The sequence below is a fragment of the Lysobacter enzymogenes genome (assembly GCF_023617245.1).
Taxonomy (GTDB): Bacteria; Pseudomonadota; Gammaproteobacteria; order Xanthomonadales; family Xanthomonadaceae; genus Lysobacter; species Lysobacter yananisis.
This window is the reverse complement of sequence record NZ_CP067396.1, coordinates 5,566,837-5,589,669: the sequence shown is the minus strand read 5'-3', so window position 1 is coordinate 5,589,669 and position 22,833 is coordinate 5,566,837. Positions and strand designations below refer to the sequence as shown.

Here is a 22,833-nt window from a genome sequence, read left to right as displayed (position 1 = left end):
AATTCTGGCATTGGCCACCTATTCGAGCGACGTCATGCTTGATTTCAACTCGCACGACCTGTCGGAGCAGCTGACGGCGTTGATCGACGCCGCGATGGAGCGCGACGCCGCCACGCGGCCCGCGCGTGAATACCTAGGCGCTTCCAGCCTGGGAGAGGAGTGCAGCCGCCGCCTGCAGTTCCAGTTCTTCGACGCGGCCAAGGATTGTGGACGCCACTTCCCGGGCCGACTGTTGCGCGTCTTCCAGCGCGGCCACCAGATGGAAGATTGGATGGCCGACTGGCTGCGTGTGGCCGGCTTCGACCTGCGGACCCACGATGAGGCCGGCCAGCAGTTCGGGTTCGAGACGGCGGGCGGCCGAGTGCGCGGTCATATCGACGGCGTCATCGTCGGTGGCCCTGACGGCTTCCGCTATCCCATGTTGTGGGAGAACAAGGCCGTCGGCACGAAGACCTACCGCGAACTGCAACGCAAACGGCTGGCGTTGAGCCGGCCGGTGTACGCCACCCAGATCGCGCTGTATCAGGCCTATCTCGGGCTGCACGAACATCCGGCGCTGTTTACCGCTATTTGCGCCGACGACATGTCGATCTACGCGGAGCGCGTGGTCTTCGATCGCGGCCTGGCCCAGCGCGCGTCCGATCGCGCCGTCGAAATCTTGCGTGCCTGCGACGCCGCCGAACTTCTCCCCCGAATCAGCACGACACCGACCCACCAAACGTGTCGTGGCTGCGCCTGGCAGGACCGCTGCTGGACCTTGTCCATCCCCACCACCCACCACTAAGGACTTCCCATGAGTCAGAACGTCCACACCTTGCCCATCACGATCGAGTCCGAAGCCGAGGCCATCGCACTGCCCACTCGCGAACGCTGCTCGATCGAGGTGGTCTTGGTCAATGCCGCCGTCGCGTCGGCGTGGCTGCATCGGAATAGCAACAATCGCCCCATCCGCTTCAAGGCGGTTACGCAGTACGCCAACGACATGCTGGGTGGGCACTGGAAGAGCACCGGCGAGTCGATCAAGTTCAGTAGGACCGGTCGCCTGCTGGACGGACAGCATCGACTCTCTGCGATTGTGGAAGCGGACGCCACCATCGATGTCGTCGTGAATACCGGGTTGGAGGACGGATCGTTCGACGTGATCGATACCGGCCGGCAACGAACCGGCTCCGACATTTTGACCATCGACGGCATCTCGCTCAGCGAAGCCCGGACCGCCGCCGCAGCGCTGCCGATGATTGTGAATTACAGCCGCGGTCTGCCGCCACACAGTTCGGCGCGTCCGACGAACCAGGCACAACTGGACTTCTGGAAGCAGCATCCGTACGTGCAGCCTGCGAGCCGATATGCCGCCCTGCTTTCCAAACGCTATCCGCCGATCACGCATGCCAAGGCGATGTTTCTGCATTGGCGATTTGCTCAGATCGATCAGGATGACGCCGAGGACTTCCTCGCGGCGTTGTTCACTGGCGGGGAACTGTCGATGACCGAGTCGATCTATCACCTGCGCAACAAATTCATGGAATCCCGTATGCAGGGCCGAGCGATCCGCGACGGCGTCCAGATCCACGCGTGCTTCAAGGCCTGGAATCTGTATCGCGCTAGGCGGGAGGTCCGCTCTTGGCGGGCGGTGTTCCCCCGCGCCGATGAGAAGCTGCCGGAGCTAATCTGATGACTATGGAGTTCCACCCGCTCTGTTTGGCGCTGCCGGACATGGCCGACGACGCGTTTCGGGCACTGGTCGAGGACATCCGGGCCCACGGGCTTCGCCATGAGGTCGTTGTTTTCGAAGGGGCCATCCTCGATGGCCGGCACCGGTATCGAGCATGCCTGGAGTGCGGCATCGAGCCCCGGTTCGTCACCTTCGACGGCGACGATCCCCTGGCCTTCGTCATCAGCGAGAACGTCACCCGGCGGCACCTCAGCGAATCGCAACGCGGCATGGTGGCCTCCCGCTTGGCTAACCGGCAGGTCGGAGGCAGCTATTCTCATTCTGCAAATTTGCAGAATGAGATTGTGACGCGTGACCAAGCAGCCAAGTTGCTGGCGGTTTCCGACCGAACGATCGCGAATGCGGTTCGTATCCGAGAGACCGGAATCCCGGAGCTAGTCGCCAAGATCGATGCGGGGGCGATCAGCGTGCACGAAGGCGTCAAGATCGCCTCGCTGAATCCGAAAGCGCAGGCCCGGCTGGTGGCGATCGAGGAGCGCAAGCCGCGGCAGCGCGAGCTTTCGGCATCACTCAATCGCAGTGCGAGTCGAAACCGCGTGGACCGCCCTGAGTTCGTCGCGCCTGTCGAAGCCACGGTCCGTTACGGCAGCCAAGTGCTGGTCCGGCTAGAACGCTTCGCCACCGACAGCATGGACGCCGCCGAGTCGCCCGAGGAATTCGCGCGCCGGTGCGTGGCCGAGATGGACTGGGACAGCCCGCGACTACAGGGGCAACTCGGCCTGGTCTTGAAGGCCACTGCCGGTATTCGCGAGCTCGACGCCGCGCTGCGTAAGGGCATCGAGGAACGGGCATGATGGACTTCAACGACGCAGAGATTCCGACCGAACCTAGGCCCGAGCGTCCGTCGCGGGATGCCGTCAAAGCGAAGCTGCTGCAACGCCTGGAGAGTATCCTCCAGGCACTGTATCCGCACGGGCGCGTCAGACGCGGAAAGTTCCATCTCGGGAACGTTGAAGGCGAGAAGGGCGACAGCTTGGAGGTCGAGCTGTCTGGGCCGAAGGCCGGGCTGTGGACCGACCACGCGACCGGCGAGGGCGGCGACGTGTTCGACCTGGTTGCCGCGCAGGCCGGTCTGGACGGCCGCCACGACTTCGCCGCAGTCTTGGCGCGGGCCGCTGACTTGGCCGGACACGCACCGATCCCGTCGCCGATCGCGCCGCGACCGCGCCGTCGCGCCGAGCCCGTGCTGGACGAACTCGGGCCGGCGACCGCGCGCTGGGACTACCTCGGCGCCGACGGCGAGCTGATCGCCTGCGTGTACCGCTACGATCCGCCGACCGGCAAGGAATATCGCCCTTGGGATGCGAAGCGCCGCAAGCACGCCGCGCCGGAGCCGCGGCCGCTCTACAATCAACCCGGTCTCGCCGCGGCCCTCGATGTGGTGGTGGTGGAAGGCGAGAAGGCGGCCGATGCCTTGATCGCCCTCGACGTGCCTGCCACGACAGCCATGAACGGCGCAAAGGCGCCGGTCGAGAAAACGGATTGGGCGCCCCTGCGCGGCAAGCACGTGCTGATCTGGCCGGATAAGGACAAGGCCGGCTGGGACTACGCGCTGGCCGTCGCCCACGCCGCGCTCGCGGCCGGCGCGATCTCCTGCGCGATCCTGTATCCGCCCGAAGATAAGGAGCAGGGCTGGGATGCTGCTGACGCCGTCGAAGAGCGCTTCGACGTCATCGGCTTCCTGCGCGCTGGCGAGCGCACGCCGATCACGCGGCCCGAACGGGCAGAAGCGATCGACTTCGGCGAGCTCGGCTGGCATACCGACGATGGCCTGGCGACTGCCTTCACTAACCGCTACCACGAGGATTGGCGCTATTGCGCCGCCTGGGGACAGTGGATGGTGTGGAGCGGGCAACGCTGGAACCCCGATCGCACGCTGACGGTCAACCACCTGGTGCGTGGCGTCTGCCGCGTGGCGGCCACCTACGCGAACACCGGAAGTCAGCAGGCGCGTTTGGCAAGTGCGTCGACCGTGTCCGCGGTTGAGCGCATGGCCCGCAGCGACCGGTATCACGCCTCCGATGCCGAGGAGTGGGACACCCGCCCCTGGTTGCTGAACTCGCCTGCGGGAACCATCGATCTCAAGACAGGGGCATTGCGTAAGCACGCTCGGCTGGATCGCCTTACCCGGATGGCGACGGCGGGAATGAACGGGGAATGTTCGCTCTGGCGCCGGTTCCTCGCGGACGTCACCGGCGGCGACGGCGAACTGCAGGCCTATCTGCAACGCATGGCAGGCTATTGCTTGACCGGCGTGACCACCGAGCATGCGCTGTTCTTCCTCTACGGCACGGGCGCCAATGGCAAGTCCGTGTTCGTCAACACGCTAGCCACCATCCTTGGCGACTACGCCACCAGCGCGCCAATGGACACGTTCATGGAGAGCCGCGGCGAGCGGCATCCCACGGAACTGGCGGGTCTGCGCGGCGCGCGCTTCGTCGCCTCGGTCGAAACGGAAGAGGGGCGGCGCTGGAACGAATCGAAGCTCAAAGCGATCACGGGCGGCGACAAGATCATGGCGCGCTTCATGCGGCAGGACTTCTTCGAATACGTCCCGCAATTCAAGCTGGTCATCGCCGGCAACCACAAGCCCGCCATCCGCAATGTGGACGAGGCGATGAAGCGTCGTCTGCACTTGATCCCCTTCACCGTAACAGTTCCGCCGGAGCGGCGTGACCGCGACTTGGCGCGCAAGTTGCTCGCCGAACGCGAGGGGGTGTTGGCGTGGGCCGTCGAAGGCTGCCTGGAGTGGCAGCGTATTGGCCTGAAGCCGCCGCAGTGCGTTCTCGATGCAACCGACGAGTACTTCGAGGCCGAGGACGCGCTCGGCCGATGGGTGGACGAGCGGTGCCACGAGCACAGGCAGTCTCAGGCACTCGTGTCGGATTTGTTCGCCGACTGGAAGGAGTGGTGCATGGCCAACGGCGAGTTCGCCGGATCGATCAAGCGCTTCGCCGAGATGTTGGAGTCGCGGAAGTACGAGCGACGCCGAGGCGGAAAAGGGGCGCGCTATGTACTCGGACTCAGTCTGCGGCCCAAGAGCTTCACTCGCTACGCAAGCTAAATAATTCAATCACATAACAAGCGTGGGTGACGGATGTGACGGGTTTGCTAGTTACCCCTCGCGTGTGCGCGCGCACGCACATACAAGCGTTAACCGGCAAACCCGCCACATCCGTCACCTAGCGAGACCCGAGGGAAGCAAGATGAGCAGGACAACACTGGCCCTGGACCTGGGCACGACGATGGGTTGGGCGCTGGCGCGCGGCGGCCAGATCGCCAGCGGCACCCAGGCGTTCCGGCCGGGCCGGTTCGAGGGCGGCGGCATGCGGTACCTGCGATTCGGCCGCTGGCTGGACGAGACCCAGGCATTTGTCGGCCAGGTCGAGGCAATTTACTTCGAGGAGGTGCGTCGGCACCGCGGCGTCGATGCGGCGCACGCTTACGGCGGATTCTTGGCGCAGCTGACGGCCTGGTGTGAGCAGCACCGGATTCCGTATCAGGGCGTGCCGGTCGGCACGATCAAGCGATTCGCGACCGGCAAGGGCAATGCCGACAAGGCGGCCATGATCGCCGCGATGCAGCGGCGCGGCCACGCGCCGACCGACGACAACGAGGCCGACGCGCTCGCCCTGCTGCACTGGGCGCTGTCGCAAGGGGCGGAAGCATGAGCACCATCTGGAACATCCAGCAGGTCACGGACCGATTCCAAGAGGCCGCGATCACCGCGCGCCGGCTGCCGCCGGCCCGCGTGCAGGGATACGCGGCGTTCTGGCCGGACATCAACAGGCAGTCGTGGGAGGGCTATGCCGACGAGCGCATCATTCTTCGGTTCACGGCGTCGCCCGGCGCGATCGATCGCTTCGGCGAGACGGTGCGATGGCTGCGCTGGCTGGAGGAGGAACAGCGTCGGCTGGTCTGGCTACGCGCGCAGTACGTGCCGTGGCGTGAGATCAGCCACCGCACTGGCCTGATTCGCAAGACCGCGTGGCGCCGCTACCAGCACGCGCTGGCGGTCGTAGTCGTTCACCTCAATGGCCAATTGCCGCGCTTTGCCGCCTGCGAGCAGTCGGCAGACACGACAATTCTTCACTGAACGGATCCTGCGATATCCACAGTTATCCAGGATCATGATCGCGGCCGTTATGGGGTGTCCCAAAAACCCCGGATTTGCCCTAGCCTAGATCCCATGCTGACGCGGGTATGTCCGACACGTGGTGGTGTAGGCGCAGCGGGATGGGCGGCGGTTCAAATTGGACCGCCGCCTTTTTCTTGGTCGGAAGGCGTGCCCAGTTCGGGTGCGATTTCCAGGCCGAAGCGGTGCAAGTAGTCGGCTGGAACGTCTGGCGTCCCTTGGCCATCCCACTGGAACGTAAGCACCACGTCATGCATATCTTCACGTTCGACCACGGGCGATCGGATACCCGGCACCGCCTGAAGGGCAATGATGGCTAGCTCCTCGATCGGCACGGTCACGAGCTGGACATTCCACGCTCTGCGGATTCTGATCGACGCCTGCATGATGGCCCCTCCCCATAGGGACTCACGTGGAAGCTGAGCGAACTAGGTCACGGTCTCGGCAAGCTCTGTGCGCTCCAGTCCGTACCGATCAAGATACTCCTCCGGTATGACTGGTGTGCCTTCGCCTGGCCAGGCGACGCTGAGTACAGCGTGTTTCCTAGAGGCGTATTCCAGCTGGACATCGCGCAGTCCTTCGAGCGACTGGACATAGGTTAAGGCAACGACGCGCAGCGGAAGCAGATTCAGCAGCGAGCCGAGCCGGCGACGCAGGACGATCTGGTATCGGAGCATGGCGCTTCTCCTCGCCTCGCGAGCATCAAAGCGCGTCGTAGGCAATTTGACTAGGGGGTAATACCCCAGCGTCGTCAGATCGCGATAGGCGGCACGGCCGGGAGTGACGTCGCATCACGCCGACCTGACGTGGCGCGCACACAGGCGCACACGGCGCGGCGCGTCGAAGGCGCCGGTGGGCCCCTATCGCCCTTGGCCGCGGCGCGGACGCGCGGCGGGGCGGCGAGGGGTGGCTAAGAATTGACCGGGTCCTTCCTCGCCATCAGGGCATGCGGGGGGCCAAGCCGCAAAATCACGCTAGCGTCAACCCTTGCATGAGGTTTGCGGATCGCGTTCGCGCCGTCCCGATAAGTCAACTCCGAGGCGCCGAGCACGGCGCAAATCATGATTCCCAACGCGCGTCCACCATCGCTAATCGACGGTGGCGCGGAGCGCTGGCGGCAGATCTCGGACTATCCGAGCTACGAAGTTTCCGACCGAGGCAACATCCGGCGGTCAATCGCATACCGACAGCATCCGGCCGGGAAGCTGCTCAAGCCGAAACCGGACACCGGTGGCTATCTGCAGGTTGCGCTGAGTCGGGACGGCCGGTACGGCTACTTCAATGTTCATCGCCTAGTGGCGTTGACTTTCCTGGGGCCGCCGCCGACGCCGCGGCACCAAGTCGCCCACAATGATGGGGTTCGCAGCCACAACTGGGTCGCGAACCTGCGCTGGGCTACGCCGAAGGAGAATTGCGCCGACCGGGTACTGCACGGTACGTCGCCGGACAACCGCGGCGAGCGACATCCGTCGGCCAACCTCACCGAATCCCTGGTGACCGAGTTGCGCGATCACCGGCGCGCGGGTCGTCGCTACAACGAACTGGCGCAGACCTACCGGCTGCCCATGATGACCATCTACTCCGCCGTGGTCGGCGACACTTGGCCGCATGTGCCCGGTGCGCTCGGCCGCGCGCGCCGCCCACTGCGAGCGAAATGAACCTGCAACTGGAGCACTGGCCGGTCGACCGGCTGATCGCTTATGCGCGCAATCCGCGCGAGAACGACCATGCCGTAGACCAGATGGCCGCGGTGATCCGCGAGTTCGGATTTCGAATTCCGTGCGTGGTGCGCAGCAACGGCGAACTGGTCGACGGCCATCTCCGTCTCAAGGCTGCGCGCAAGCTAGGCCTGGAATCGGTGCCGGTCGTCTTGGCGGACGAACTGACTGAGGCCCAGGTCAAAGCCTTCCGGCTGCTGGCGAACCGTTCCGCCACCTGGGCGAACTGGGACGAGCAATTGCTGCAACTGGAGCTGGCCGACCTGGACGCGCTCGAATTCGATCTGGCGTTGACCGGCTTCGATGACGACGAGATCGAGGAGATGCTGGCTGCGGTCTCGGGCGAAGGTCAGACGGAGGAGGACGCGGCACCCGAGCCGGAAGAGCATCCGATCTCGCGCCCAGGCGATGTCTGGATTTGCGGTGAGCATCGCGTGTTGTGCGGCGACGCCACGCGCGCTGAGGACTACGCCGCGCTGCTCGGGGACGAACTGATCGACATGACGTTCACCGATCCGCCCTACAACGTCGACTACGCCAACAATCCGAAGGACAAGCTACGCGGTAAACGCCGCCCGATCCTCAACGACAACTTGGGTGACGACTTCGGGGCCTTCTTGCAAGCGACTTGCGCCGAGATGCTGCGGGTGACGAAGGGCGCGATCTACATCGCCATGTCGTCGTCCGAGCTCGACCGGTTGCAGACCGCGTTCCGCGCTGCGGGCGGTCGCTGGTCGACCTTCATCATTTGGGCGAAGAACAAGTTCACCCTCGGTCACGCCGACTACCAGCGGCAGTACGAGCCAATCCTCTACGGCTGGCGCGACGGCAACGACCGATTCTGGTGTGGCGCGCGCGACCAGGGCGACGTCTGGTTCATCGACCGAGCTGCGCGCAACGAACTGCATCCCACGATGAAGCCGGTGGCGCTGGTCGAGCGCGCGATTCGCAACAGCAGCAAGACCCGCGACCTGGTACTCGATCCGTTTGGCGGATCGGGAACGACGATGATCGCTTGCGAGAAGACCGGCCGCCGCGCGCGCCTCATCGAGCTGGACCCGAAGTACGTCGATGTCATTGTCCGGCGCTGGCAGGACTACACCGGCCGGCAGGCCGTCCGTGGATCCGATGGTGCCGCGTTCATCGCGGCGGACCCGGAGGTCGAGGTTGCTGCCTGATGGCGGTCTACTACAACGAGATCGATCCGTACCTGTGCCAGTGGCTGAAGAACTTGATGGGGGCCGGATTGATCCCGGCCGGCGACGTCGATGACCGCGACATCCGATTTGTTTCCGCAGACGATGTCCGCGGCTACGCCCAATGCCACTTCTTCGCCGGCATCGGCGGGTTCGCCTACGCCGCCCGGCTCGCGGCTTGGCCGGACGACACGGCGCTGTGGACCGGCGGATTTCCCTGCCAGCCGTTCAGCGTCGCCGGCAACCAGCGCGCGCAAGCCGACGACCGCCACCTCTGGCCGGAGTTGCATCGCCTTATTGCACAAGCGCGACCCGCTCTATTCCTGGGCGAGAACGTTGCTGGTCTCATCGCGCTGGGCCTCGACGGAGTTCTCGCTGACCTGGAAGGCGAAGGCTACGCCAGCCGGGCGGTTGTTGTTCCAGCTTGCGCCGTCAACGCCCCGCACCGACGCGACCGCGTCTGGATCGTCGGGCAGCGTCTGGCCGACGGCAGTGGCGAGCGACGACAACAAATCCCCGGCCGCGCACTTGGCGATGAAGCGTCGGATGCCGGGGGGGCCCCGGCAGGCCATCACCAGCTTGCAGGTGGCGGCGAAGGCGGTCTGGCCGACCGCGACGGCGAACGACCCCGAGAAGCGGGGCAACTTCGCGGCCGAGCGGCGCAACGGCCTACCGGGCGTGGTGAAGGCGGTCTGGAGCACGCCGCGCGCGAGCGACGGGGCGAAGGGCAGTCCGAAGCAATCCTTTGGGAGCGGGGCGACTGCGCCACTCCCGGCGCAAGCGCACGAGAGTTCAACGCAGGAGAGCCCGTTGGCGCCGGTGAAACATCCGATGGCGCTGGCGGTGGAAACCGCGCTGTACGGCGACCCGCTGGGTCTGGCGCCGCCGGCTCTGTGGGCAACGCCCACGTGCCGGGATCACAAGGACGCGACGAGCATTGGCAGCGCACCGGTCAATGGGCTGCTTGGCAGGCAGGTCGAACCCTCGCCGGTCGCCGGATCCCTGACGCCGGAATTCGTCTTCTGGCTCATGGGCTACCCGCCCGAGTACCTCGACTGCGCGCCGCCGGCAATGCGATCGTTCCCCAGGTGGCGGCCGAGATTCTGCGAGCCTTGAGGCCCTAATCCCGCCGGGATAGGCTGGTCGTACCAAATGACGAGGGGTACGTCATGTGGAAGCCGAGGCCATGGACCGATCAGATGAAGCTGATTCGAGCGCTCGTCAGGAGCGCAGATCTGGATGCGGTGGCGAGGGCGTGGCGTGAGGGCCGCATTACGGAGTGGCAGGCGCGCGCTGTTGCGCAAGCCATCAGTGAGCGAGCGGAGGCGAGTTTTGCGCCGTCTGCTCCGCCAGACACGTGACGCTACGCAACTCGCGACGTCTGGGCGAGCTTTACGTTTCCTCGGCAGGTAGCCCCACGTAGTGAGCATAGTTGTGCCCCTCGGCCCTGACGTACAGGGTCAGCATCCTCGGCGCTTCGACTACGATGCAATGCGCGGGACGGCTATTTAACGGGACAATCCAAATCTGCGGTTGGAAGAAATCGCGTTCGAAGATGCGGTACTCGGCCTGCGTCATGGTGATGCGCTCGACCACCCAAACCTGTTCCGCGTCGACATGGTAGCCGCTCAGCCCGCGGAGCATAGCGCGGGAGTTCTTGGGCTTGTGGCTGAAGCGGACCTGGATCTGATGCGGCGGGACAATCGTTCTGTGCATGCGTGCAGCCTCGGTTGGGGAGTCCATGAACGCTTCCGCCCAGCTGGAAGCCAAGTGCGTTTTCTCGAATTCGCCGGTGCCGCTCAGCAGTCGGACAGGAATGCCGCCGCTCAACGCGGCGGCATGCGGCTCAGGCGACTTCAAACTGGCCGGTTGTACCGTTGTAGCGCAAGCCGATGCCGGAACGAATCGGCGTGAACTCGCCCACCCAGAGGTAGAGGGTGTACAGCGCGCGGTAGCAGATCGCGCGCTTGGACTGCGCCTCGCTCAGCCCAAGTTCCATCAGGTGCTGCGCCATTTCGGCGTCCGTCGAACCTTCGTCGTTCGACAACGTGGCTTCGACGGCGTCGAGAATGCGCGCGTCGAGCGTGGCAAGCAGTTCGTCCGGGCCGGTGTGTTGCGTGGCGTTCTTCATCGTGGGTCTCCGTGGTTGGGAGGCCATGAACGCTTCAATTCGAAGGAACATCAAGCGCAACGCGCAGCGTTCTTCGATGCATCTCGTCGTTGTACAGCTACGAGACAGCGAGCCGGGCATTCACCCGGCTCGCTGCTGGGTTCACTCCTCCTCGTCGCCGCGCGTGGCGGCGCCGGCCGAGCGCGCTTGCGCCTCCTCGGTCGCGATGCGGTAAACTCGGTCGCCGTCGCCTTCCTTGCTGTTGGTCAGCGTGTAGCCCTTCTTCTTCACCGTGCCGGCGAGGAAACCGCGCACCGAGTGCTGCTGCCAGTCGGTTGCGGCCATGATCTGCGCGATAGTCGCGCCTTCGGGGCGCATCAGCAAACCGACGACCGTGGCGAGCTTGGTGTCGCCGCGCGCCGTGCGCTTGGGCTTCGCCGGCGGCGTGGTTGCCGCCGACACGCTGTCGGCCGGCGCGGCGGCGGCGCCATCGTTCTGGCCGGTGTCCGCATCGCCCGCAGGTTCGCTGGGCGCGTCGTGGCCGCTGGCGCCCTCGTCGCCCAGTTCGTCGTCGGCCGGCGCTTCGGTGCCGACGGCCGCGTAGCCGCCCGCCGTCAGGCGGTAGCCGGCGTCGTGCGGCTCGACCAGTTCGTTGCGCAGCAGGCCGCGCACGACGCTGGTGCGGGCGCCGCCGAGCAAGCCGGCGGGATAGCGTTCGATGCGGCCTTCGGTGGCCACGGCCAGTTCCAGAACAGCGCGCTGGTTGGTGGTGAGTTCGACTTTGCTCATGGTTTGCTCCTAGTTAGTGGTTGGGGTTGTGCAGTTCCCGCGCGCGGCTGGGACCGACCCATTCGCCTTCGGGGTCCAGCCCGCGACGGATCAGTTCGTCGCGCGCCAGTCGATTGAGGTCGAGGGTTCCGTTGGCGGCGGCGACGAGGACCGTCGCCGCCGTTGCCTTCAGGAACCAGAGGTCCGCGTCACTCGGCGAGGACATCGGCGACGGTCTTGCTCGGGTACGCGCGGCCCAGCAGCAGGTCGACCACGCAATCCACGGGGATGTTCTGCAGGGCGAGCGCGGCCCGGCGCTGCAGTTCCTGTTGCGCCAGCGTGCTGAGGACGCCGCCGGTCAGAGGGCCGAAGTCCACGAGTACCGGTGCGGGGAGTTGGGTCAGGCATTCTTTGAACACGTCGTTCTGCTTCATCGTGGTGGCCTCCGTGGCCGCGTTGGTGTGGGGCCATGAACGCTTCCTTCTAGGAGGAAGCCAAGCGGTTTTAGCGATGAAGAACGAGCGTTCTCGTTCACGGACAGGTGTCAGACAGATTCGGCGTGCAGGAACAAATAGGCCCCGCGTGGGCGGGGCTCTGAGGTCGTGTTGCATCAGTCGATGCGGCGCTGTCGGACGGCTTCGGGGATCAGAAAGTCGAGCGCGCGCCGCTCTTGCCAGCGGTACGCCAACAACTCGGTCTCCGGGATGGGCAGTGTGGTGACCGTTCGGACGGCGCCCGATTGGGCGAAGTCGCTGGCTTCGCCCTCGCCAAGCCATACATCGCCGAGCATCGTGTGCCGTTGCGTCGGCAAGGCGATGCCTTCGCCGCATGCCGCCCGGACGCTGGCGGCGTAGCCAGCCAAATACGCAGCGCGCAAGGCGGCGTGTATTTCCCACACTGCGACGCTGTAGAAGTCCAGGTGGGTGCTTTTTCGTGTCTGTAGCGTGGTAATCCCGATGTGATGGAGCGCGATGTCGTTGAAGAGCACGTCGTTCATGGTGGCCTCCTTGGCCGCGTTGGGTGGACGCATGAACGCTTCGGTTCGGCCAGAAGCCAAGCGCTTTTCCGGGCAATAGACGATGGCTGGGCAATGCCAGACAGCTAACGGACAGGGAGCAGGAGAAGCTGTCCGACGCCTGTCCGAGCGCTAGAGGCGTCGCTTGGCTTCCATCGAAATTGAAGCGTTCATGCCGAGCCGCAAGAGGCGGTGACCGGAGGACGTACAAAATGCAAGCGGTTGACGACGTACTGTTTACTCTAGGCACGCTGCCCAAACGGATTCGATGGTTGTTGGAACAGGCACCGACGGATTTGGCGCCGTCGTGGGAGTACGGCGTCTCCAGCGTGGAAGCCTGCGCGGCGCTCGCGCGATTTCTCAAACCATGGGCGCGACTCGACCGCGCACGGCGCATCGAAGCGGTGGAACTGAGCGCTCGGGTCAGCGCCGCCGACCAGGAACTGCAGGACTGGGAACGACGCGTGGGGAGCGGATTCAAGCCCCTCAAGCGCCGGCCGAAACGGCGCAATGAGGCAGTCGCCACCGCTTTCGCGGACGCCGCGCGCCAGATCGAGGACTACCTTGCGTGTCGCCCCGCGCTCACGCCGCGTCAGTGGGTGGAGCAGGCTCGGGATCTGGCCGAGCGTCTGTACGTGCTCCAGCCGCGCGACGCCGAGTACCAGCACGGCATCAGCGTCGCGGTCAGCGGCTTGGAGCAAGCGCTCGGGCAGCTGCCAGGGTAGACGCGGCGTAAAGCGCGTGGATGACGATGGGTGTAGAAGCCGATCCGAAGGAGCTGATGGCGAAGCTCTGGCGGGATGATCAGGAATCCCCGGGCGCGCTGATGGACGCGCTCTGGATGCCGCACGACGCGGATTGAGCGGGAGAGGTCAGACCCCAGCGCCGACCCGGCGCTGGGGTGTTCCCTCTTCCGCTTCCTGTCTGCCGCGTGTCTGCACCGGCGCGCTGTCGCTGGTTCGCTTGATGAAGTCCGAGAAGGAAGCGTTCATGTCCACGCCGCAACGACGCGGCGACCATCGAGTGATCGACATGAGCAATATGTCCTACTGCAAGTTCCAGAACACGCTGAGCGACCTCATCGACTGCAGGAACACCATCGAAGAGATGGTCACGGGAGACGAGGACGACGTCTTTGTCCTCAGCCGTGAGGAGGCGCGCGCCGCCGAGAATCTGGCTGAACAATGTTTCGACATCCTGACGCTGCTGTGCGAATACGCGGGCGTCGAGGTGGACCAACACCTGGATGCGCGAGAACTGATGCGGAGCGTGATCGCAAGCCTGCCCCGTCGTTGAACCTGGAGAGGACGCACCCCAGCGCCTAGGCGGGCGCTGGGGTATTCCCTCTTCTGGCGTGGCCACCTTCCTGTCCGTTTGCTGTCTGCACGCCTGGGATGGGCTGAGGTCGCTTGCGATTCGCGCGCGGTGAAGCGTTCATGTCTAGGCCGCAACGACGCGGCGACGACAAGGAAAGCAAGATGGAATCACTGGTCACGAAGTCGAATGCAGATCTGCGCGCGCTGGGTAGCCGCATCGAACGGCTGCTGATGTCGGCGGTTCCTGCATTCGACGCTGAGGTAAAGTTTCAGCTGTACGGTTGCTACGGGCTTTCGCACCTGCTGGCATCCCACTGCACGGGGCATCATACGGGGCGCTGCGACCCCGAAGTCATCAGCTGGATGGCGGAGGGCTGTGGCTACGAACTAGATCCGCTGGAGTTGGTCATCGAGCAGTCCGACGAATGGTTCAAGCGGCGGCTGATGCCGAACGAGTTCAGCGCGAATGAGCTGACACTGCGCGCGCTATTGACGCACATCTACCGCTATCTCGAAGGTGACGAGCCGGAGTACAGCGCGCTGCCGTTGGCCGAACTGGACCGGTTGCTGCAACGGGTCAGGCTGCTGGAGGTCTGGGAACTGCGAGACGCCGGCTACCAAAAAGCGTTGCGCGCAGCACTGAAGAACCTGCAGCGGGCGCGGGACGCGGCGGAATACGAGCCGCGCAACTAACGCCGCGCCTGAGAGCGCACACCCCAACGCCCGGCAGGGCGTTGGGGTGTGCGCTCTTCCCCTTTCGAATCTGCGCCGAAGGCCGGCGGTCGCGGAGGCCCAACTGCGATTGACCATCTGTGGGTATTTCCATTCGCGCCTACGGGCGCCATCGCGGCGTGTCGGATACGGCCGTCCACAAAGCCATCAAGTCCGGCCGGATTACCGCGTTGGCGGACGGGAGCATCGACGCGGCCCGCGCCGACGCTGAGTGGGCCGCCAGCACCGACCCGGCGCAGTCGACCCTGGGCGCGCGGACCCGCCCCGCGCGGGCGCGCGCGAGACCTGCCGCCTTCGCAGACGACGGCGCGCCCGGCGCGCCGTCGGGCAATAGCTACGCCCAGGCCCGCACCGCCAACGAAGTCCTCAAGGCCCAGCACCACAAGCTGCGCATCGCGCAGCTACGCGGCGAGCTGATTGACCGCCAGCAGGCGGTCGGCCAGGTCTTCGCCTTGGCGCGCGCCGAGCGAGACGCCTGGTTGAACTGGCCCGCGCGGATCAGCTCGATGCTCGCCGCCGAGCTGGGCATCGATCCGCATGCGATGCACGTCGCGCTGGAGCGCGAAGTGCGGCAACACCTGTCTGAACTTGGGGACTTCGTGGCCCGCCTGGAGTGATCGTTGTACGACGGCCATGAGAACGTCGCGCGCGCTTGGCGCGATGGCCTGACGCCCGATCCGTTCCTCGATGTCTCCGACTGGGCGGATCGCGATCGGGTGCTGTCGAGCACTTCATCGTCGGAGCCGGGTCGCTGGCGCACCGCGCGCACGCCGTACCTGCGCGACATCATGAACGACCTGTCGCCGGCCTCGGCGACCGAGCGTGTCGTGTTCATGAAAGGCGCGCAAGTCGGTGGAACCGAGTGCGGCAACAACTGGATCGGCTACGTGATCGCGTGCGCGCCAGGGCCGATGATGGCCGTGGCGCCCACGGTCGAGATGGCCAAGCGCAATTCGAAGCAGCGCGTGGACCCGCTGATCGAAGAGTCGCCGTCGCTGCGCGAGCGCATCGCGCCCTCGCGCGCGCGGGACTCGGGCAACACGATCCTCGCCAAGGAGTTCCGTGGCGGCGTCCTGGTCCTGACTGGCGCCAACAGTGCGGTCGGTCTGCGGTCGATGCCCGTGCGGTACCTGTTCCTGGACGAAGTGGACGGCTATCCGCGCGACGTAGAGGGCGAGGGCGACGCGGTCGCGCTGGCCGAGGCCCGCACCCGGACCTTCACCCGCCGCAAGATCCTGCTGGTGTCGACGCCGACGATCGCCGGCGCCAGCACCATCGAGCGCGAGTATTTGGCGTCGGACCAGCGGCGATTCTTCGTGCCGTGCCCGCACTGCGCCCACCAACAATGGCTGCGGTTCGACCAACTGCGCTGGACGTGGGGTGACCCGCGATCGACGCGCTACATCTGCGAGTCCTGCGAGCAGCTGATTGGCGAACATCACAAGACCGCGATGCTCGCGGGCGGCCAGTGGGTCGCGACGGCACCGCAAAACCGCGGCAAGACCGCCGGCTACCACCTGTCCTCGCTGTACTCGCCGGTCGGCTGGCGCAGTTGGGCGGACATCGCCGCGGCCTGGGAGGCGGCGCAGGGCTCGGCCACCGCGCTCAAGGCGTTCAAGAACACCGAACTGGGCGAGACCTGGGAAGAGGAGGGTGAAGCTCCCGACTGGGAACGCTTGCTGGAACGGCGCGAGGACTACCGGATCGGCACCGTCCCGGCCGGCGGCCTCCTGCTGGCCGGCGGCGCCGACGTGCAGAAGGACCGTATCGAGGTCTCGGTCTGGGCGTTCGGCCGCGAGCGTGAGACTTGGCTGGTCGAGCATCGTGTCTTGATGGGCGACACCGCGCGCGCAGCAGTCTGGGCGGAGTTGGCGAACCTGCTGCGCGAGCAATGGACCCATGCATCCGGCGCGCTGTTGCTGCTAACCCGGCTGGGCCTGGATACCGGCTACGCCACCCAGGAGGCCTACGCGTTCGCGCGCGACGCGCACGATCCGCGGCTGCTGCCGATGAAGGGTGTCGGCAGCGGCGCCGCCTTGATCGGCATCCCGACCGCGGTCGATGTGAGCATTCCGGGCAAGCGCCTGCGGCGCGGCCTGAAGCTGTTCGCCGTGGCTGGCGGCATCGCCAAGCTGGAGTTGTACAACGCGCTGCGGTTGTCGATCGAGATCGGGCCGGACGGCCAATCCGCGTTCCCTGCGGGCTACGTCCATCTACCAAAGGTAGATAGCGAGTTCGTGCAGCAGCTGACCGCCGAGCACTTGATCACCCGTCGGGACCGGCACGGCTATCCGCAACGGGTGTGGGAAAAGCGCCGGGACCGCAACGAAGCGCTGGATTGCTACGTCATGGCACGCGCGGCCGCGATGCAGGCCGGCGTTGATCGTTTCGAAGAGCGCCACTGGCGCGAGCTCGAGCGATCACTGGGCGTGCAACCGCCACGCCCGCCTGATCCAACCGAACCACCCCTACCCATTCCGTCGAAGGCCGCCTCGCCGGGCGGCCTTTCTGTTTCCGGTCGCCGCCGGGTGATCTCCAGCCGTTTCATGCGATGAGCGACCTTCCTTACACCCACGAGCAATTGCAGGCGCTGCGCTCGGCGCTGGCGCGCGGCGAACGTCGCGTCAGCTTCGGCGACCGCCTGGTCGAGTACCGGTCGGTGGACGAGCTGCTGGCGGCGATCCGCGAGGTTGAGGCGGCCCTGGCCGGTACCGAAGGGCGTCCGCGCAGGGTCCGGCGCCTGCTGACCACGACGTCGAAAGGGTTCTGACCGTGGGTTGGTGGGGAAAGCTCCGGGCCGCGATGTTCGGCGGTTCACCCGTGCACGAGGTCGCGGGCCACGGTCGCCGGTCGACCGCCTGGCAGCCCAGCAATCCAGGTGCGGTCGCCGCGCTGCTGGCGACAGGCGATGCCCTGCGGGTGCGCTCGCGCGACTTGGTGCGCCGCAATGCGTGGGCCAACGCCGCGATCGAGGCCTTCGTCGCCAACGCGGTCGGCACCGGCATCAAGCCGCAATCGCTGATCGTGGACACCGCGCAGCGCGAAGCGCTTCAGGCGCTATGGCGGGACTTTGTGGACGAAGCCGACGCCGCCGGCTTGACCGATCTTTACGGCCTGCAAGCCCTGGCCTGCCGCGCGCTATTGGAGGGCGGCGAGTGCCTGATCCGCCTGCGCCCGCGCCGGCCGGAGGACGGCTTGGCGGTGCCGCTGCAACTGCAGGTACTCGAACCCGAGCACCTGCCGATCGCGCTCAACCGGGAAGCGCCGAACGGCAACCTGATCCGTGCCGGTATCGAGTTCGATCGATTGGGCCGCCGCGTTGCGTATCACCTCTACCTATCGCATCCGCAGGACGGGGCGATGGCGCCGATGACCCGGCATGGCGGCCTGGACACGATCCGCGTGCCGGCCTCGGAAGTGCTGCACATCTTCCGGCCATTGCGCCCGGGGCAGATCCGAGGCGAACCCTGGCTCGCGCGCGCGCTGGTCAAGCTCAACGAGCTCGACCAGTACGACGACGCCGAACTCGTCCGCAAGAAGACCGCGGCGATGTTCGCCGGCTTCATTACCCGCGACGGCCCGGACGACCCGCTTCCGGGCGACGCACCTCCGGACGAGCACGGTAACGCGCCGCTCGGCCTGGAGCCGGGCAGCCTGCAGATCCTGGAGCCGGGCGAGAACGTCGCATTCGCCCAGCCCGCCGATGTGGGCGCGAGCTACGAGGCGTTCTTGCGCTCGCAGTTCCGCGCGGTCGCCGCGGCGATGGGCGTCACCTACGAGCAGCTGACCGGCGACTTGACCGGGGTCAACTACTCGTCCATCCGCGCCGGCTTGCTGGAATTTCGGCGTCGCTGCGAGCAGGTCCAGCACTCGGTCCTGGTCTACCAGATGTGCCGGCCGATCTGGGCGGCCTTCGTGGACGCGGCCGTCCTGGCCGATGCCATCGAACTGCCGGGCTATCGCCGCCGCAAGCGCCAGTACCGCGCCTGCAAGTGGGTACCGCAAGGCTGGAATTGGGTCGACCCCGAGAAAGAGTTCAACGCCATGATCCTGGCGATCCGCGCGGGCCTGCTCTCGCGCGCGGAGGCCATCGCGAGCTCGGGCTACGACGCCGAGACCATCGATCGCGAGATCGCGGCCGACGCAGAACGCGCCGACCGCCTGGGCCTGGTGTTCGACACCGACCCGCGTCGCGTCGCCCGAAACGGCGCCTTCCAATCTGCGCCGGCTGAGCCGGCGCCGACCGAACCTGAAACCATCGAATGACCGGACTGCCCTACCTGGCGGCGCGCGTGTTCAACACGCCGCTGCTGATCCAGCGCGCCAAGCTGGACGTCATCCTGAGCGTGCTCGAACCTAAATTCGAGCTCCAGACCTTGCCGCCGCCGCAGATGGCGCCGCAGATGCCGCAGGCACCGCGATTCACAGATCACCGCGGCGTCGCGGTCATCCCCATTCACGGCACCTTGGTGCAGCGGACGGCCGGTCTCGAAGCGCTATCGGGCCTGACGAGCTATCAGGCGATCGCGCAGCAATTCGATGCCGCTCTAGCCGATCCTGCGGTAAGGGGCATCGTGCTCGACATCGACAGTCCCGGCGGCGAGGCCGCCGGCGTGTTCGACCTGGCCGACAAGATCCACGCGACTCGGCAGACGAAGCCCGTCTGGGCAGCCGCAAACGACGCCGCCTTCTCCGCTGCCTATGCCCTGGCCAGCGCCGCCACGCGGATCTTCGTCACCCGCACGGCCGGCGTCGGCTCCATCGGCGTGATCGCGCTGCACGTTGACCAATCGCGCCGCGATGCCAACGCCGGCTTGAGCTACACCCCGATCCTCGCCGGCGCCCGTAAGAACGATGGCAGCCCACATCAGCCGCTGACGCCCGAGGCGCGCGCGGCGATCCAAACCGAGGTCGACCGTCTCTACGAGCTGTTCGTCCTGACAGTAGCGGAGCAGCGCGGGGCCGCGGCGGAAGCGATTCGCGCCACCGAGGCAGGCTTGTTCTTCGGCCAGGACGCGCTCGATGCCGGCCTGGCCGATCGCATCGGCACGCTCGGCGACGCCGTGCAGCAAATGCACACCGAACTGGACGCCGTCGCGCGTCCCCTATCCCTGGAGTCCCCCACGATGTCCACCCCCGAATCGACGGCGCCCGCTGTCGACGTAGACGCCGTGCGCGCGCAAGCGCACGGCGATGCCCTGGCGATCGCCGAGCTGTGCACGCTCGCCGGCCGCCCCGATCTGACCGCGGTGTTCCTGGGCGAACGGCTCAGTACCGCCGACGTTCGCCGGAAGCTGCTCGGCCTGCGTGCCGAGTCGCCCGAGATCACCAGCCACCTGTCGCCGGCCGCGGCACCTGCCGCCGCTACGCAGTCGTTGGACGACAACCCGCTGATCCACGCCGTCAAGGCGCGGGCCGCGCGAGCGAAGAAGGAGCGCTGAGATGGGCATCACCGTCTATCCGCCCCAGTCCGAGCCGAACAACCTGGGTGATCTGCTCAAGTTCGAGGCCGACAACCTTTACTCGCGCGATCGCGTGACCGTGGCCGCGCAGCAGGCGCTGCAACTCGGCCATGTGGTGGGTCGCATCACCGAGACCGGCCAGGTGGCCGCACTCGACCTGGCTGCGACCGATGGCCGCGAGCAGGCTAAGGGTGTCGTGATCGTGCCGATCATCACGGCCAATGCACCCAGCCCGGACGGCGTCATCGTCGCGCGCCATGCGACCGTCGCCGACCACGCCCTCGTCTGGCCGAAAGGCATCAACCCCGAGCAACGAACGGCCTGCATCGAGCAGTTGCGTGCTGTTGGCGTGCTTGTGCGTCAAGGAATTTGATCCATGTCGACGAACAATCCGTTTCACAACCCCGCGTTCTCGATGAGTGCGCTGACTGCGGCACTCAATATCCTTCCGAACCAGTACGGTCGTCTGGACGAATTGGGCTTGTTTCCAATCAAGCCGGTGCGGACCCGCCAGGTGACGGTCGAAGAGCGTAATGGCGTTTTGTCCCTGTTGCCCACTCAGCCGGTGGGCTCTCCGGGAACGGTCAGTAAGCGCGGGAAGCGCTCGCTGCGCGCCTTCAACGTTCCGCACATTCCGCACGAGGATGTCGTGCTGCCGGAGGAGGTGATCGGTGTCCGTGCCTTCAGCACCGAGTCCGAGCTGGAAACGATCGCAGGCGTCATGGCCGATCACTTGCAGACCATGCGCAACAAGCACGCGATCACCCTGGAGCATTTGCGAATGGGTGCCCTCAAGGGCGTGATGCTGGACGCAGATGGCAGTGAGTTAGCAAATCTGTTCGATATCTTCGGGATCACGCCCAAGACCTTCGACTTCCAACTTTCCAGCAAAGAGACCGACGTTCGGCAGAAGTGCATCGATCTCAAGCGATACATGAGTAACGCGCTGAAGGGTGAGCGCATGAGCGGGATTCATGTGCTGGTGTCTCCGGAGTTTTTCGACGCGTTGTCGGGGCACGACAAAGTCAAGGAGGCTTACCACCTGTGGCAAGAGGGCGCGGCTCTGCGCGACGACATGCGGTCGGATTTCCGCTTCGCGGGTGTCCGTTTCGAGGAGTACTCCGGCGAAGCCAGCGATGCGGAAGGAAAGAGTCGGCGCTTTATCGCGGCGGGTGAGGGGCATGCCTTCCCCCTGGGCACCCTCGACACGTTCGCCACCTACGTGGCGCCGGCCGACTTCAACGAAACTGTCAATACCCTGGGCCAACTGCTGTATAGCAAGCAGGCACCCCGTAAGTTTGACCGCGGCACCGACCTGCACACGCAGTCGAATCCACTGCCGATGTGCCATCGTCCGGCGCTGCTGGTGAAGCTGAAGGCGTAAATGAACGCCTTTGCAGTAGCTGATGACGTAATCTTCGAAGTGCTCGGCGCCGTCGCTCAGGTCCAGCGCTCGGATAACCCCCCGGTAGCCGCGACCCTCGTCGTGCGCGACGGCGCCGAGCGCTTGGGCGAGTACCAGCAGGTCATCGGCCTGGTCCGGCACGTTTGCGCCCGTAACCGGGAATGGGTCTTCCGCCGAGGCGACGTCGTCACCCTGGACGGCCGGTCCCAAGCAGTCGAATCGGTGGTGCGCAACGACGGCCGGGTGAACGAGGCGGTGCTGCATGGCTGAGCCAGCGCCCACCTGGACGTTGCTGGTCAACGTCGCACATCGCTTATCGGACATCCGGGCGGATCACGGGTATCGGACCAATATCGGCGACGCCGTGGCGCTAGAGCCCGCGCAGCATCCAGACGACTCGGTCGAAGGTCTGACCTTGGTCGCTCTGGCGATCCAACGCGACGCGAATCAACCGCACGGACGGCACCGGGTGCTCTCCGCATTGGCCGAGGCCACGGTGCCGGCGTCCCTGATCGATGCCCATGCCCGGTGTCATGCGATTGCGGCCGATGTCGATGCAGCGTTGGCGGACTGGATTCCGCTGTCGAAGGCGCTCCCGGTGCAGGTCGAGGACATCGTGTTCCTGGATCGGCCCGAGGGTTTGCCGGTGGTTACCGTCCAGGTCGCTCTGTCGATCCGCTACCGCACATGATCACCATCGACGCCGATGGCGCGTCGGACGCGGCACGGCAACTGAGTCAGATTCCCGCCAAGATCGCGCTCGCGCAGCGCCGCGCGCTGGGTACGCTGCGACGGCGTTGGCCGGTGATCGCCCGACGGGACATCCAAACCGAGTATGCGCTGACCGCGGCTCGCATTCGATCCGGCCTGAGCGTTCGAACCACGCACGAAAGCCTGGCACTGGTTGGCACCGCCCGCGGCGTTGGCCTTCGGAACTTCCGCTCCAAGCGCAGTGCGGACGACCGCGGCCTGGACTTCGTTGCAATCAAGGGCAAGCGCGGCTTCAAGCGAAGCGGCTTTCACGGTCGCCACCGGGGCACGGACATCGCCTTCGAACGAACGCCCGTCACCGGGGACAAGCGTGTGCCGCGGACCCCGATCCGACGTCTGTACGGCCCCTCGATCGCGCAAATGCTGCGCAAGGGCGACCGCTCCCAGCGAATGGCCGAGGCGGGTCTGGCGGTCATCACCGGCGAGATCGACCGTCAAGTCCTGCGCGCGCGTCGCCGCTGACTCATCGCTGC

30 protein-coding genes are annotated in these 22,833 nt (G+C 65.9%); 22 read left to right on the top strand and 8 right to left on the bottom strand.

Annotated features, from left to right (window positions below):
- Nucleotides 1-10: 10 nt before the first annotated feature.
- From JHW41_RS23245 to JHW41_RS23220, 6 genes are all read left to right on the top strand, one after another.
- A complete protein-coding gene (locus tag JHW41_RS23245; RefSeq protein ID WP_250447828.1) occupies nt 11-784 on the top strand; it encodes a PD-(D/E)XK nuclease family protein in 774 nt (257 codons plus the stop codon).
- A gap of 9 nt (nt 785-793) precedes the next feature.
- On the top strand, nt 794-1,672 hold the full coding sequence (locus JHW41_RS23240) for a hypothetical protein (protein ID WP_250447827.1): 879 nt from the start codon (nt 794-796) through the stop codon (nt 1,670-1,672).
- Nucleotides 1,672-2,526, top strand: a complete 855-nt coding sequence (locus JHW41_RS23235) for a ParB/RepB/Spo0J family partition protein (protein ID WP_250447825.1) — start codon at nt 1,672-1,674, stop codon at nt 2,524-2,526. Before JHW41_RS23240 ends, JHW41_RS23235 begins: the two co-directional genes overlap by 1 nt.
- Nucleotides 2,523-4,796: a phage/plasmid primase, P4 family gene (locus JHW41_RS23230; protein ID WP_250447823.1), complete on the top strand. Its 2,274-nt coding sequence runs from the start codon at nt 2,523-2,525 to the stop codon at nt 4,794-4,796. Before JHW41_RS23235 ends, JHW41_RS23230 begins: the two co-directional genes overlap by 4 nt.
- A gap of 181 nt (nt 4,797-4,977) precedes the next feature.
- Entirely contained in the window at nt 4,978-5,403 is a 426-nt protein-coding gene (locus JHW41_RS23225) for a crossover junction endodeoxyribonuclease RuvC (RefSeq protein WP_250447821.1), read from the top strand.
- A complete protein-coding gene (locus JHW41_RS23220) occupies nt 5,400-5,828 on the top strand; it encodes a DUF6362 family protein (protein ID WP_250447819.1) in 429 nt (142 codons plus the stop codon). Before JHW41_RS23225 ends, JHW41_RS23220 begins: the two co-directional genes overlap by 4 nt.
- A 152-nt stretch (nt 5,829-5,980) precedes the next feature.
- Here the strand turns inward: JHW41_RS23220 and JHW41_RS23215 are convergent, their stop codons facing one another.
- Both JHW41_RS23215 and JHW41_RS23210 read right to left on the bottom strand, forming a co-directional pair.
- Nucleotides 5,981-6,253, bottom strand: coding sequence for a hypothetical protein (locus tag JHW41_RS23215; RefSeq protein ID WP_250447817.1), 273 nt, complete (start codon nt 6,251-6,253; stop codon nt 5,981-5,983).
- Between the two features lie 42 nt (nt 6,254-6,295).
- Nucleotides 6,296-6,544 (bottom strand): hypothetical protein, encoded by a 249-nt coding sequence (locus JHW41_RS23210; RefSeq protein WP_250447815.1) that lies wholly within the window; start codon nt 6,542-6,544, stop codon nt 6,296-6,298.
- 384 nt (nt 6,545-6,928) lie between these two features.
- On the opposite strand from JHW41_RS23210, the gene JHW41_RS23205 reads away from it, so the two are divergent.
- From JHW41_RS23205 to JHW41_RS23195, 3 genes are read left to right on the top strand one after another with little or no spacing between them, the layout of a single operon-like run.
- A complete protein-coding gene (locus JHW41_RS23205) occupies nt 6,929-7,525 on the top strand; it encodes an NUMOD4 domain-containing protein (RefSeq protein WP_250447813.1) in 597 nt (198 codons plus the stop codon).
- Nucleotides 7,522-8,763 (top strand): DNA modification methylase, encoded by a 1,242-nt coding sequence (locus JHW41_RS23200; protein WP_250447810.1) that lies wholly within the window; start codon nt 7,522-7,524, stop codon nt 8,761-8,763. The genes JHW41_RS23205 and JHW41_RS23200 overlap by 4 nt, the downstream gene beginning before the upstream one ends.
- Complete coding sequence (locus JHW41_RS23195; RefSeq protein WP_250447808.1) at nt 8,763-9,905, top strand: DNA cytosine methyltransferase; 1,143 nt, start codon at nt 8,763-8,765, stop codon at nt 9,903-9,905. The genes JHW41_RS23200 and JHW41_RS23195 overlap by 1 nt, the downstream gene beginning before the upstream one ends.
- Nucleotides 9,906-10,173: 268 nt before the next feature.
- Here JHW41_RS23195 and JHW41_RS23190 read toward each other — a convergent pair whose 3' ends face one another.
- From JHW41_RS23190 to JHW41_RS23165, 6 genes are all read right to left on the bottom strand, one after another.
- Entirely contained in the window at nt 10,174-10,641 is a 468-nt protein-coding gene (locus tag JHW41_RS23190) for a hypothetical protein (protein ID WP_250447806.1), read from the bottom strand.
- A complete protein-coding gene (locus JHW41_RS23185) occupies nt 10,628-10,912 on the bottom strand; it encodes a hypothetical protein (protein ID WP_250447804.1) in 285 nt (94 codons plus the stop codon). Before JHW41_RS23185 ends, JHW41_RS23190 begins: the two co-directional genes overlap by 14 nt.
- A 141-nt stretch (nt 10,913-11,053) precedes the next feature.
- Nucleotides 11,054-11,680 (bottom strand): DUF3489 domain-containing protein, encoded by a 627-nt coding sequence (locus tag JHW41_RS23180; RefSeq protein WP_250447802.1) that lies wholly within the window; start codon nt 11,678-11,680, stop codon nt 11,054-11,056.
- A gap of 13 nt (nt 11,681-11,693) precedes the next feature.
- Nucleotides 11,694-11,885: a hypothetical protein gene (locus JHW41_RS23175; protein ID WP_250447800.1), complete on the bottom strand. Its 192-nt coding sequence runs from the start codon at nt 11,883-11,885 to the stop codon at nt 11,694-11,696.
- Nucleotides 11,869-12,093 carry a hypothetical protein gene (locus tag JHW41_RS23170; protein WP_250447797.1) on the bottom strand — a complete coding sequence of 75 codons (225 nt, stop codon included), beginning with the start codon at nt 12,091-12,093 and terminating at the stop codon, nt 11,869-11,871. Before JHW41_RS23170 ends, JHW41_RS23175 begins: the two co-directional genes overlap by 17 nt.
- Nucleotides 12,094-12,269: 176 nt before the next feature.
- Nucleotides 12,270-12,656 (bottom strand): DUF6900 domain-containing protein, encoded by a 387-nt coding sequence (locus JHW41_RS23165; protein WP_250447796.1) that lies wholly within the window; start codon nt 12,654-12,656, stop codon nt 12,270-12,272.
- A 230-nt stretch (nt 12,657-12,886) separates the two neighbouring features.
- Here JHW41_RS23165 and JHW41_RS23160 point away from each other — a divergent pair, with 230 nt between their 5' ends.
- From JHW41_RS23160 to JHW41_RS23100, 13 genes are all read left to right on the top strand, one after another.
- Complete coding sequence (locus tag JHW41_RS23160) at nt 12,887-13,399, top strand: hypothetical protein (RefSeq protein WP_250447794.1); 513 nt, start codon at nt 12,887-12,889, stop codon at nt 13,397-13,399.
- 265 nt (nt 13,400-13,664) lie between these two features.
- A complete protein-coding gene (locus JHW41_RS23155; protein WP_250447793.1) occupies nt 13,665-13,970 on the top strand; it encodes a hypothetical protein in 306 nt (101 codons plus the stop codon).
- 182 nt (nt 13,971-14,152) lie between these two features.
- Nucleotides 14,153-14,683, top strand: coding sequence for a hypothetical protein (locus tag JHW41_RS23150; RefSeq protein ID WP_250447790.1), 531 nt, complete (start codon nt 14,153-14,155; stop codon nt 14,681-14,683).
- A 119-nt stretch (nt 14,684-14,802) separates the two neighbouring features.
- The gene (locus tag JHW41_RS23145; protein ID WP_250447788.1) at nt 14,803-15,339 is read left to right on the top strand and encodes an elements of external origin; all 537 of its coding nucleotides are present in this window, start codon (nt 14,803-14,805) and stop codon (nt 15,337-15,339) included.
- A 3-nt stretch (nt 15,340-15,342) separates the two neighbouring features.
- Nucleotides 15,343-17,277, top strand: a complete 1,935-nt coding sequence (locus tag JHW41_RS23140; protein WP_250447786.1) for a phage terminase large subunit family protein — start codon at nt 15,343-15,345, stop codon at nt 17,275-17,277.
- Nucleotides 17,274-17,492, top strand: a complete 219-nt coding sequence (locus JHW41_RS23135) for a phage head-tail joining protein (protein WP_250447784.1) — start codon at nt 17,274-17,276, stop codon at nt 17,490-17,492. The genes JHW41_RS23140 and JHW41_RS23135 overlap by 4 nt, the downstream gene beginning before the upstream one ends.
- Nucleotides 17,493-17,542: 50 nt before the next feature.
- Nucleotides 17,543-18,988, top strand: a complete 1,446-nt coding sequence (locus tag JHW41_RS23130) for a phage portal protein (RefSeq protein WP_250447782.1) — start codon at nt 17,543-17,545, stop codon at nt 18,986-18,988.
- Nucleotides 18,985-20,163: a S49 family peptidase gene (locus tag JHW41_RS23125; protein ID WP_250447780.1), complete on the top strand. Its 1,179-nt coding sequence runs from the start codon at nt 18,985-18,987 to the stop codon at nt 20,161-20,163. The genes JHW41_RS23130 and JHW41_RS23125 overlap by 4 nt, the downstream gene beginning before the upstream one ends.
- A gap of 1 nt (nt 20,164) precedes the next feature.
- Entirely contained in the window at nt 20,165-20,557 is a 393-nt protein-coding gene (locus JHW41_RS23120) for a head decoration protein (RefSeq protein ID WP_250447778.1), read from the top strand.
- Nucleotides 20,558-20,560: 3 nt separating this feature from the next.
- Entirely contained in the window at nt 20,561-21,568 is a 1,008-nt protein-coding gene (locus JHW41_RS23115; RefSeq protein ID WP_250447776.1) for a major capsid protein, read from the top strand.
- Entirely contained in the window at nt 21,569-21,859 is a 291-nt protein-coding gene (locus JHW41_RS23110; protein WP_250447775.1) for a hypothetical protein, read from the top strand.
- Nucleotides 21,852-22,280 carry a hypothetical protein gene (locus tag JHW41_RS23105; RefSeq protein ID WP_250447773.1) on the top strand — a complete coding sequence of 143 codons (429 nt, stop codon included), beginning with the start codon at nt 21,852-21,854 and terminating at the stop codon, nt 22,278-22,280. The genes JHW41_RS23110 and JHW41_RS23105 overlap by 8 nt, the downstream gene beginning before the upstream one ends.
- Nucleotides 22,277-22,822, top strand: coding sequence for a hypothetical protein (locus JHW41_RS23100; protein WP_250447771.1), 546 nt, complete (start codon nt 22,277-22,279; stop codon nt 22,820-22,822). Before JHW41_RS23105 ends, JHW41_RS23100 begins: the two co-directional genes overlap by 4 nt.
- Nucleotides 22,823-22,833: the final 11 nt, after the last annotated feature.

What these genes read in the sequence shown, in the direction of transcription:
- JHW41_RS23135 (WP_250447784.1), top strand. Translation starts at nt 17,274, where the DNA reads ATGAGCGACCTTCCTTACACCCACGAGCAATTGCAGGCGCTGCGCTCG.
- JHW41_RS23170 (WP_250447797.1), bottom strand. Translation starts at nt 12,093, where the DNA reads ATGAAGCAGAACGACGTGTTCAAAGAATGCCTGACCCAACTCCCCGCA.
- JHW41_RS23185 (WP_250447804.1), bottom strand. Translation starts at nt 10,912, where the DNA reads ATGAAGAACGCCACGCAACACACCGGCCCGGACGAACTGCTTGCCACG.
- JHW41_RS23215 (WP_250447817.1), bottom strand. Translation starts at nt 6,253, where the DNA reads ATGCAGGCGTCGATCAGAATCCGCAGAGCGTGGAATGTCCAGCTCGTG.
- JHW41_RS23150 (WP_250447790.1), top strand. Translation starts at nt 14,153, where the DNA reads ATGGAATCACTGGTCACGAAGTCGAATGCAGATCTGCGCGCGCTGGGT.
- JHW41_RS23160 (WP_250447794.1), top strand. Translation starts at nt 12,887, where the DNA reads ATGCAAGCGGTTGACGACGTACTGTTTACTCTAGGCACGCTGCCCAAA.
- JHW41_RS23205 (WP_250447813.1), top strand. Translation starts at nt 6,929, where the DNA reads ATGATTCCCAACGCGCGTCCACCATCGCTAATCGACGGTGGCGCGGAG.
- JHW41_RS23235 (WP_250447825.1), top strand. Translation starts at nt 1,672, where the DNA reads ATGACTATGGAGTTCCACCCGCTCTGTTTGGCGCTGCCGGACATGGCC.
- JHW41_RS23240 (WP_250447827.1), top strand. Translation starts at nt 794, where the DNA reads ATGAGTCAGAACGTCCACACCTTGCCCATCACGATCGAGTCCGAAGCC.
- JHW41_RS23220 (WP_250447819.1), top strand. Translation starts at nt 5,400, where the DNA reads ATGAGCACCATCTGGAACATCCAGCAGGTCACGGACCGATTCCAAGAG.
- JHW41_RS23110 (WP_250447775.1), top strand. Translation starts at nt 21,569, where the DNA reads ATGAACGCCTTTGCAGTAGCTGATGACGTAATCTTCGAAGTGCTCGGC.
- JHW41_RS23230 (WP_250447823.1), top strand. Translation starts at nt 2,523, where the DNA reads ATGATGGACTTCAACGACGCAGAGATTCCGACCGAACCTAGGCCCGAG.
- JHW41_RS23100 (WP_250447771.1), top strand. Translation starts at nt 22,277, where the DNA reads ATGATCACCATCGACGCCGATGGCGCGTCGGACGCGGCACGGCAACTG.
- JHW41_RS23125 (WP_250447780.1), top strand. Translation starts at nt 18,985, where the DNA reads ATGACCGGACTGCCCTACCTGGCGGCGCGCGTGTTCAACACGCCGCTG.
- JHW41_RS23210 (WP_250447815.1), bottom strand. Translation starts at nt 6,544, where the DNA reads ATGCTCCGATACCAGATCGTCCTGCGTCGCCGGCTCGGCTCGCTGCTG.
- JHW41_RS23115 (WP_250447776.1), top strand. Translation starts at nt 20,561, where the DNA reads ATGTCGACGAACAATCCGTTTCACAACCCCGCGTTCTCGATGAGTGCG.
- JHW41_RS23180 (WP_250447802.1), bottom strand. Translation starts at nt 11,680, where the DNA reads ATGAGCAAAGTCGAACTCACCACCAACCAGCGCGCTGTTCTGGAACTG.
- JHW41_RS23175 (WP_250447800.1), bottom strand. Translation starts at nt 11,885, where the DNA reads ATGTCCTCGCCGAGTGACGCGGACCTCTGGTTCCTGAAGGCAACGGCG.
- JHW41_RS23200 (WP_250447810.1), top strand. Translation starts at nt 7,522, where the DNA reads ATGAACCTGCAACTGGAGCACTGGCCGGTCGACCGGCTGATCGCTTAT.
- JHW41_RS23225 (WP_250447821.1), top strand. Translation starts at nt 4,978, where the DNA reads ATGGGTTGGGCGCTGGCGCGCGGCGGCCAGATCGCCAGCGGCACCCAG.
- JHW41_RS23195 (WP_250447808.1), top strand. Translation starts at nt 8,763, where the DNA reads ATGGCGGTCTACTACAACGAGATCGATCCGTACCTGTGCCAGTGGCTG.
- JHW41_RS23165 (WP_250447796.1), bottom strand. Translation starts at nt 12,656, where the DNA reads ATGAACGACGTGCTCTTCAACGACATCGCGCTCCATCACATCGGGATT.
- JHW41_RS23155 (WP_250447793.1), top strand. Translation starts at nt 13,665, where the DNA reads ATGTCCACGCCGCAACGACGCGGCGACCATCGAGTGATCGACATGAGC.
- JHW41_RS23120 (WP_250447778.1), top strand. Translation starts at nt 20,165, where the DNA reads ATGGGCATCACCGTCTATCCGCCCCAGTCCGAGCCGAACAACCTGGGT.
- JHW41_RS23105 (WP_250447773.1), top strand. Translation starts at nt 21,852, where the DNA reads ATGGCTGAGCCAGCGCCCACCTGGACGTTGCTGGTCAACGTCGCACAT.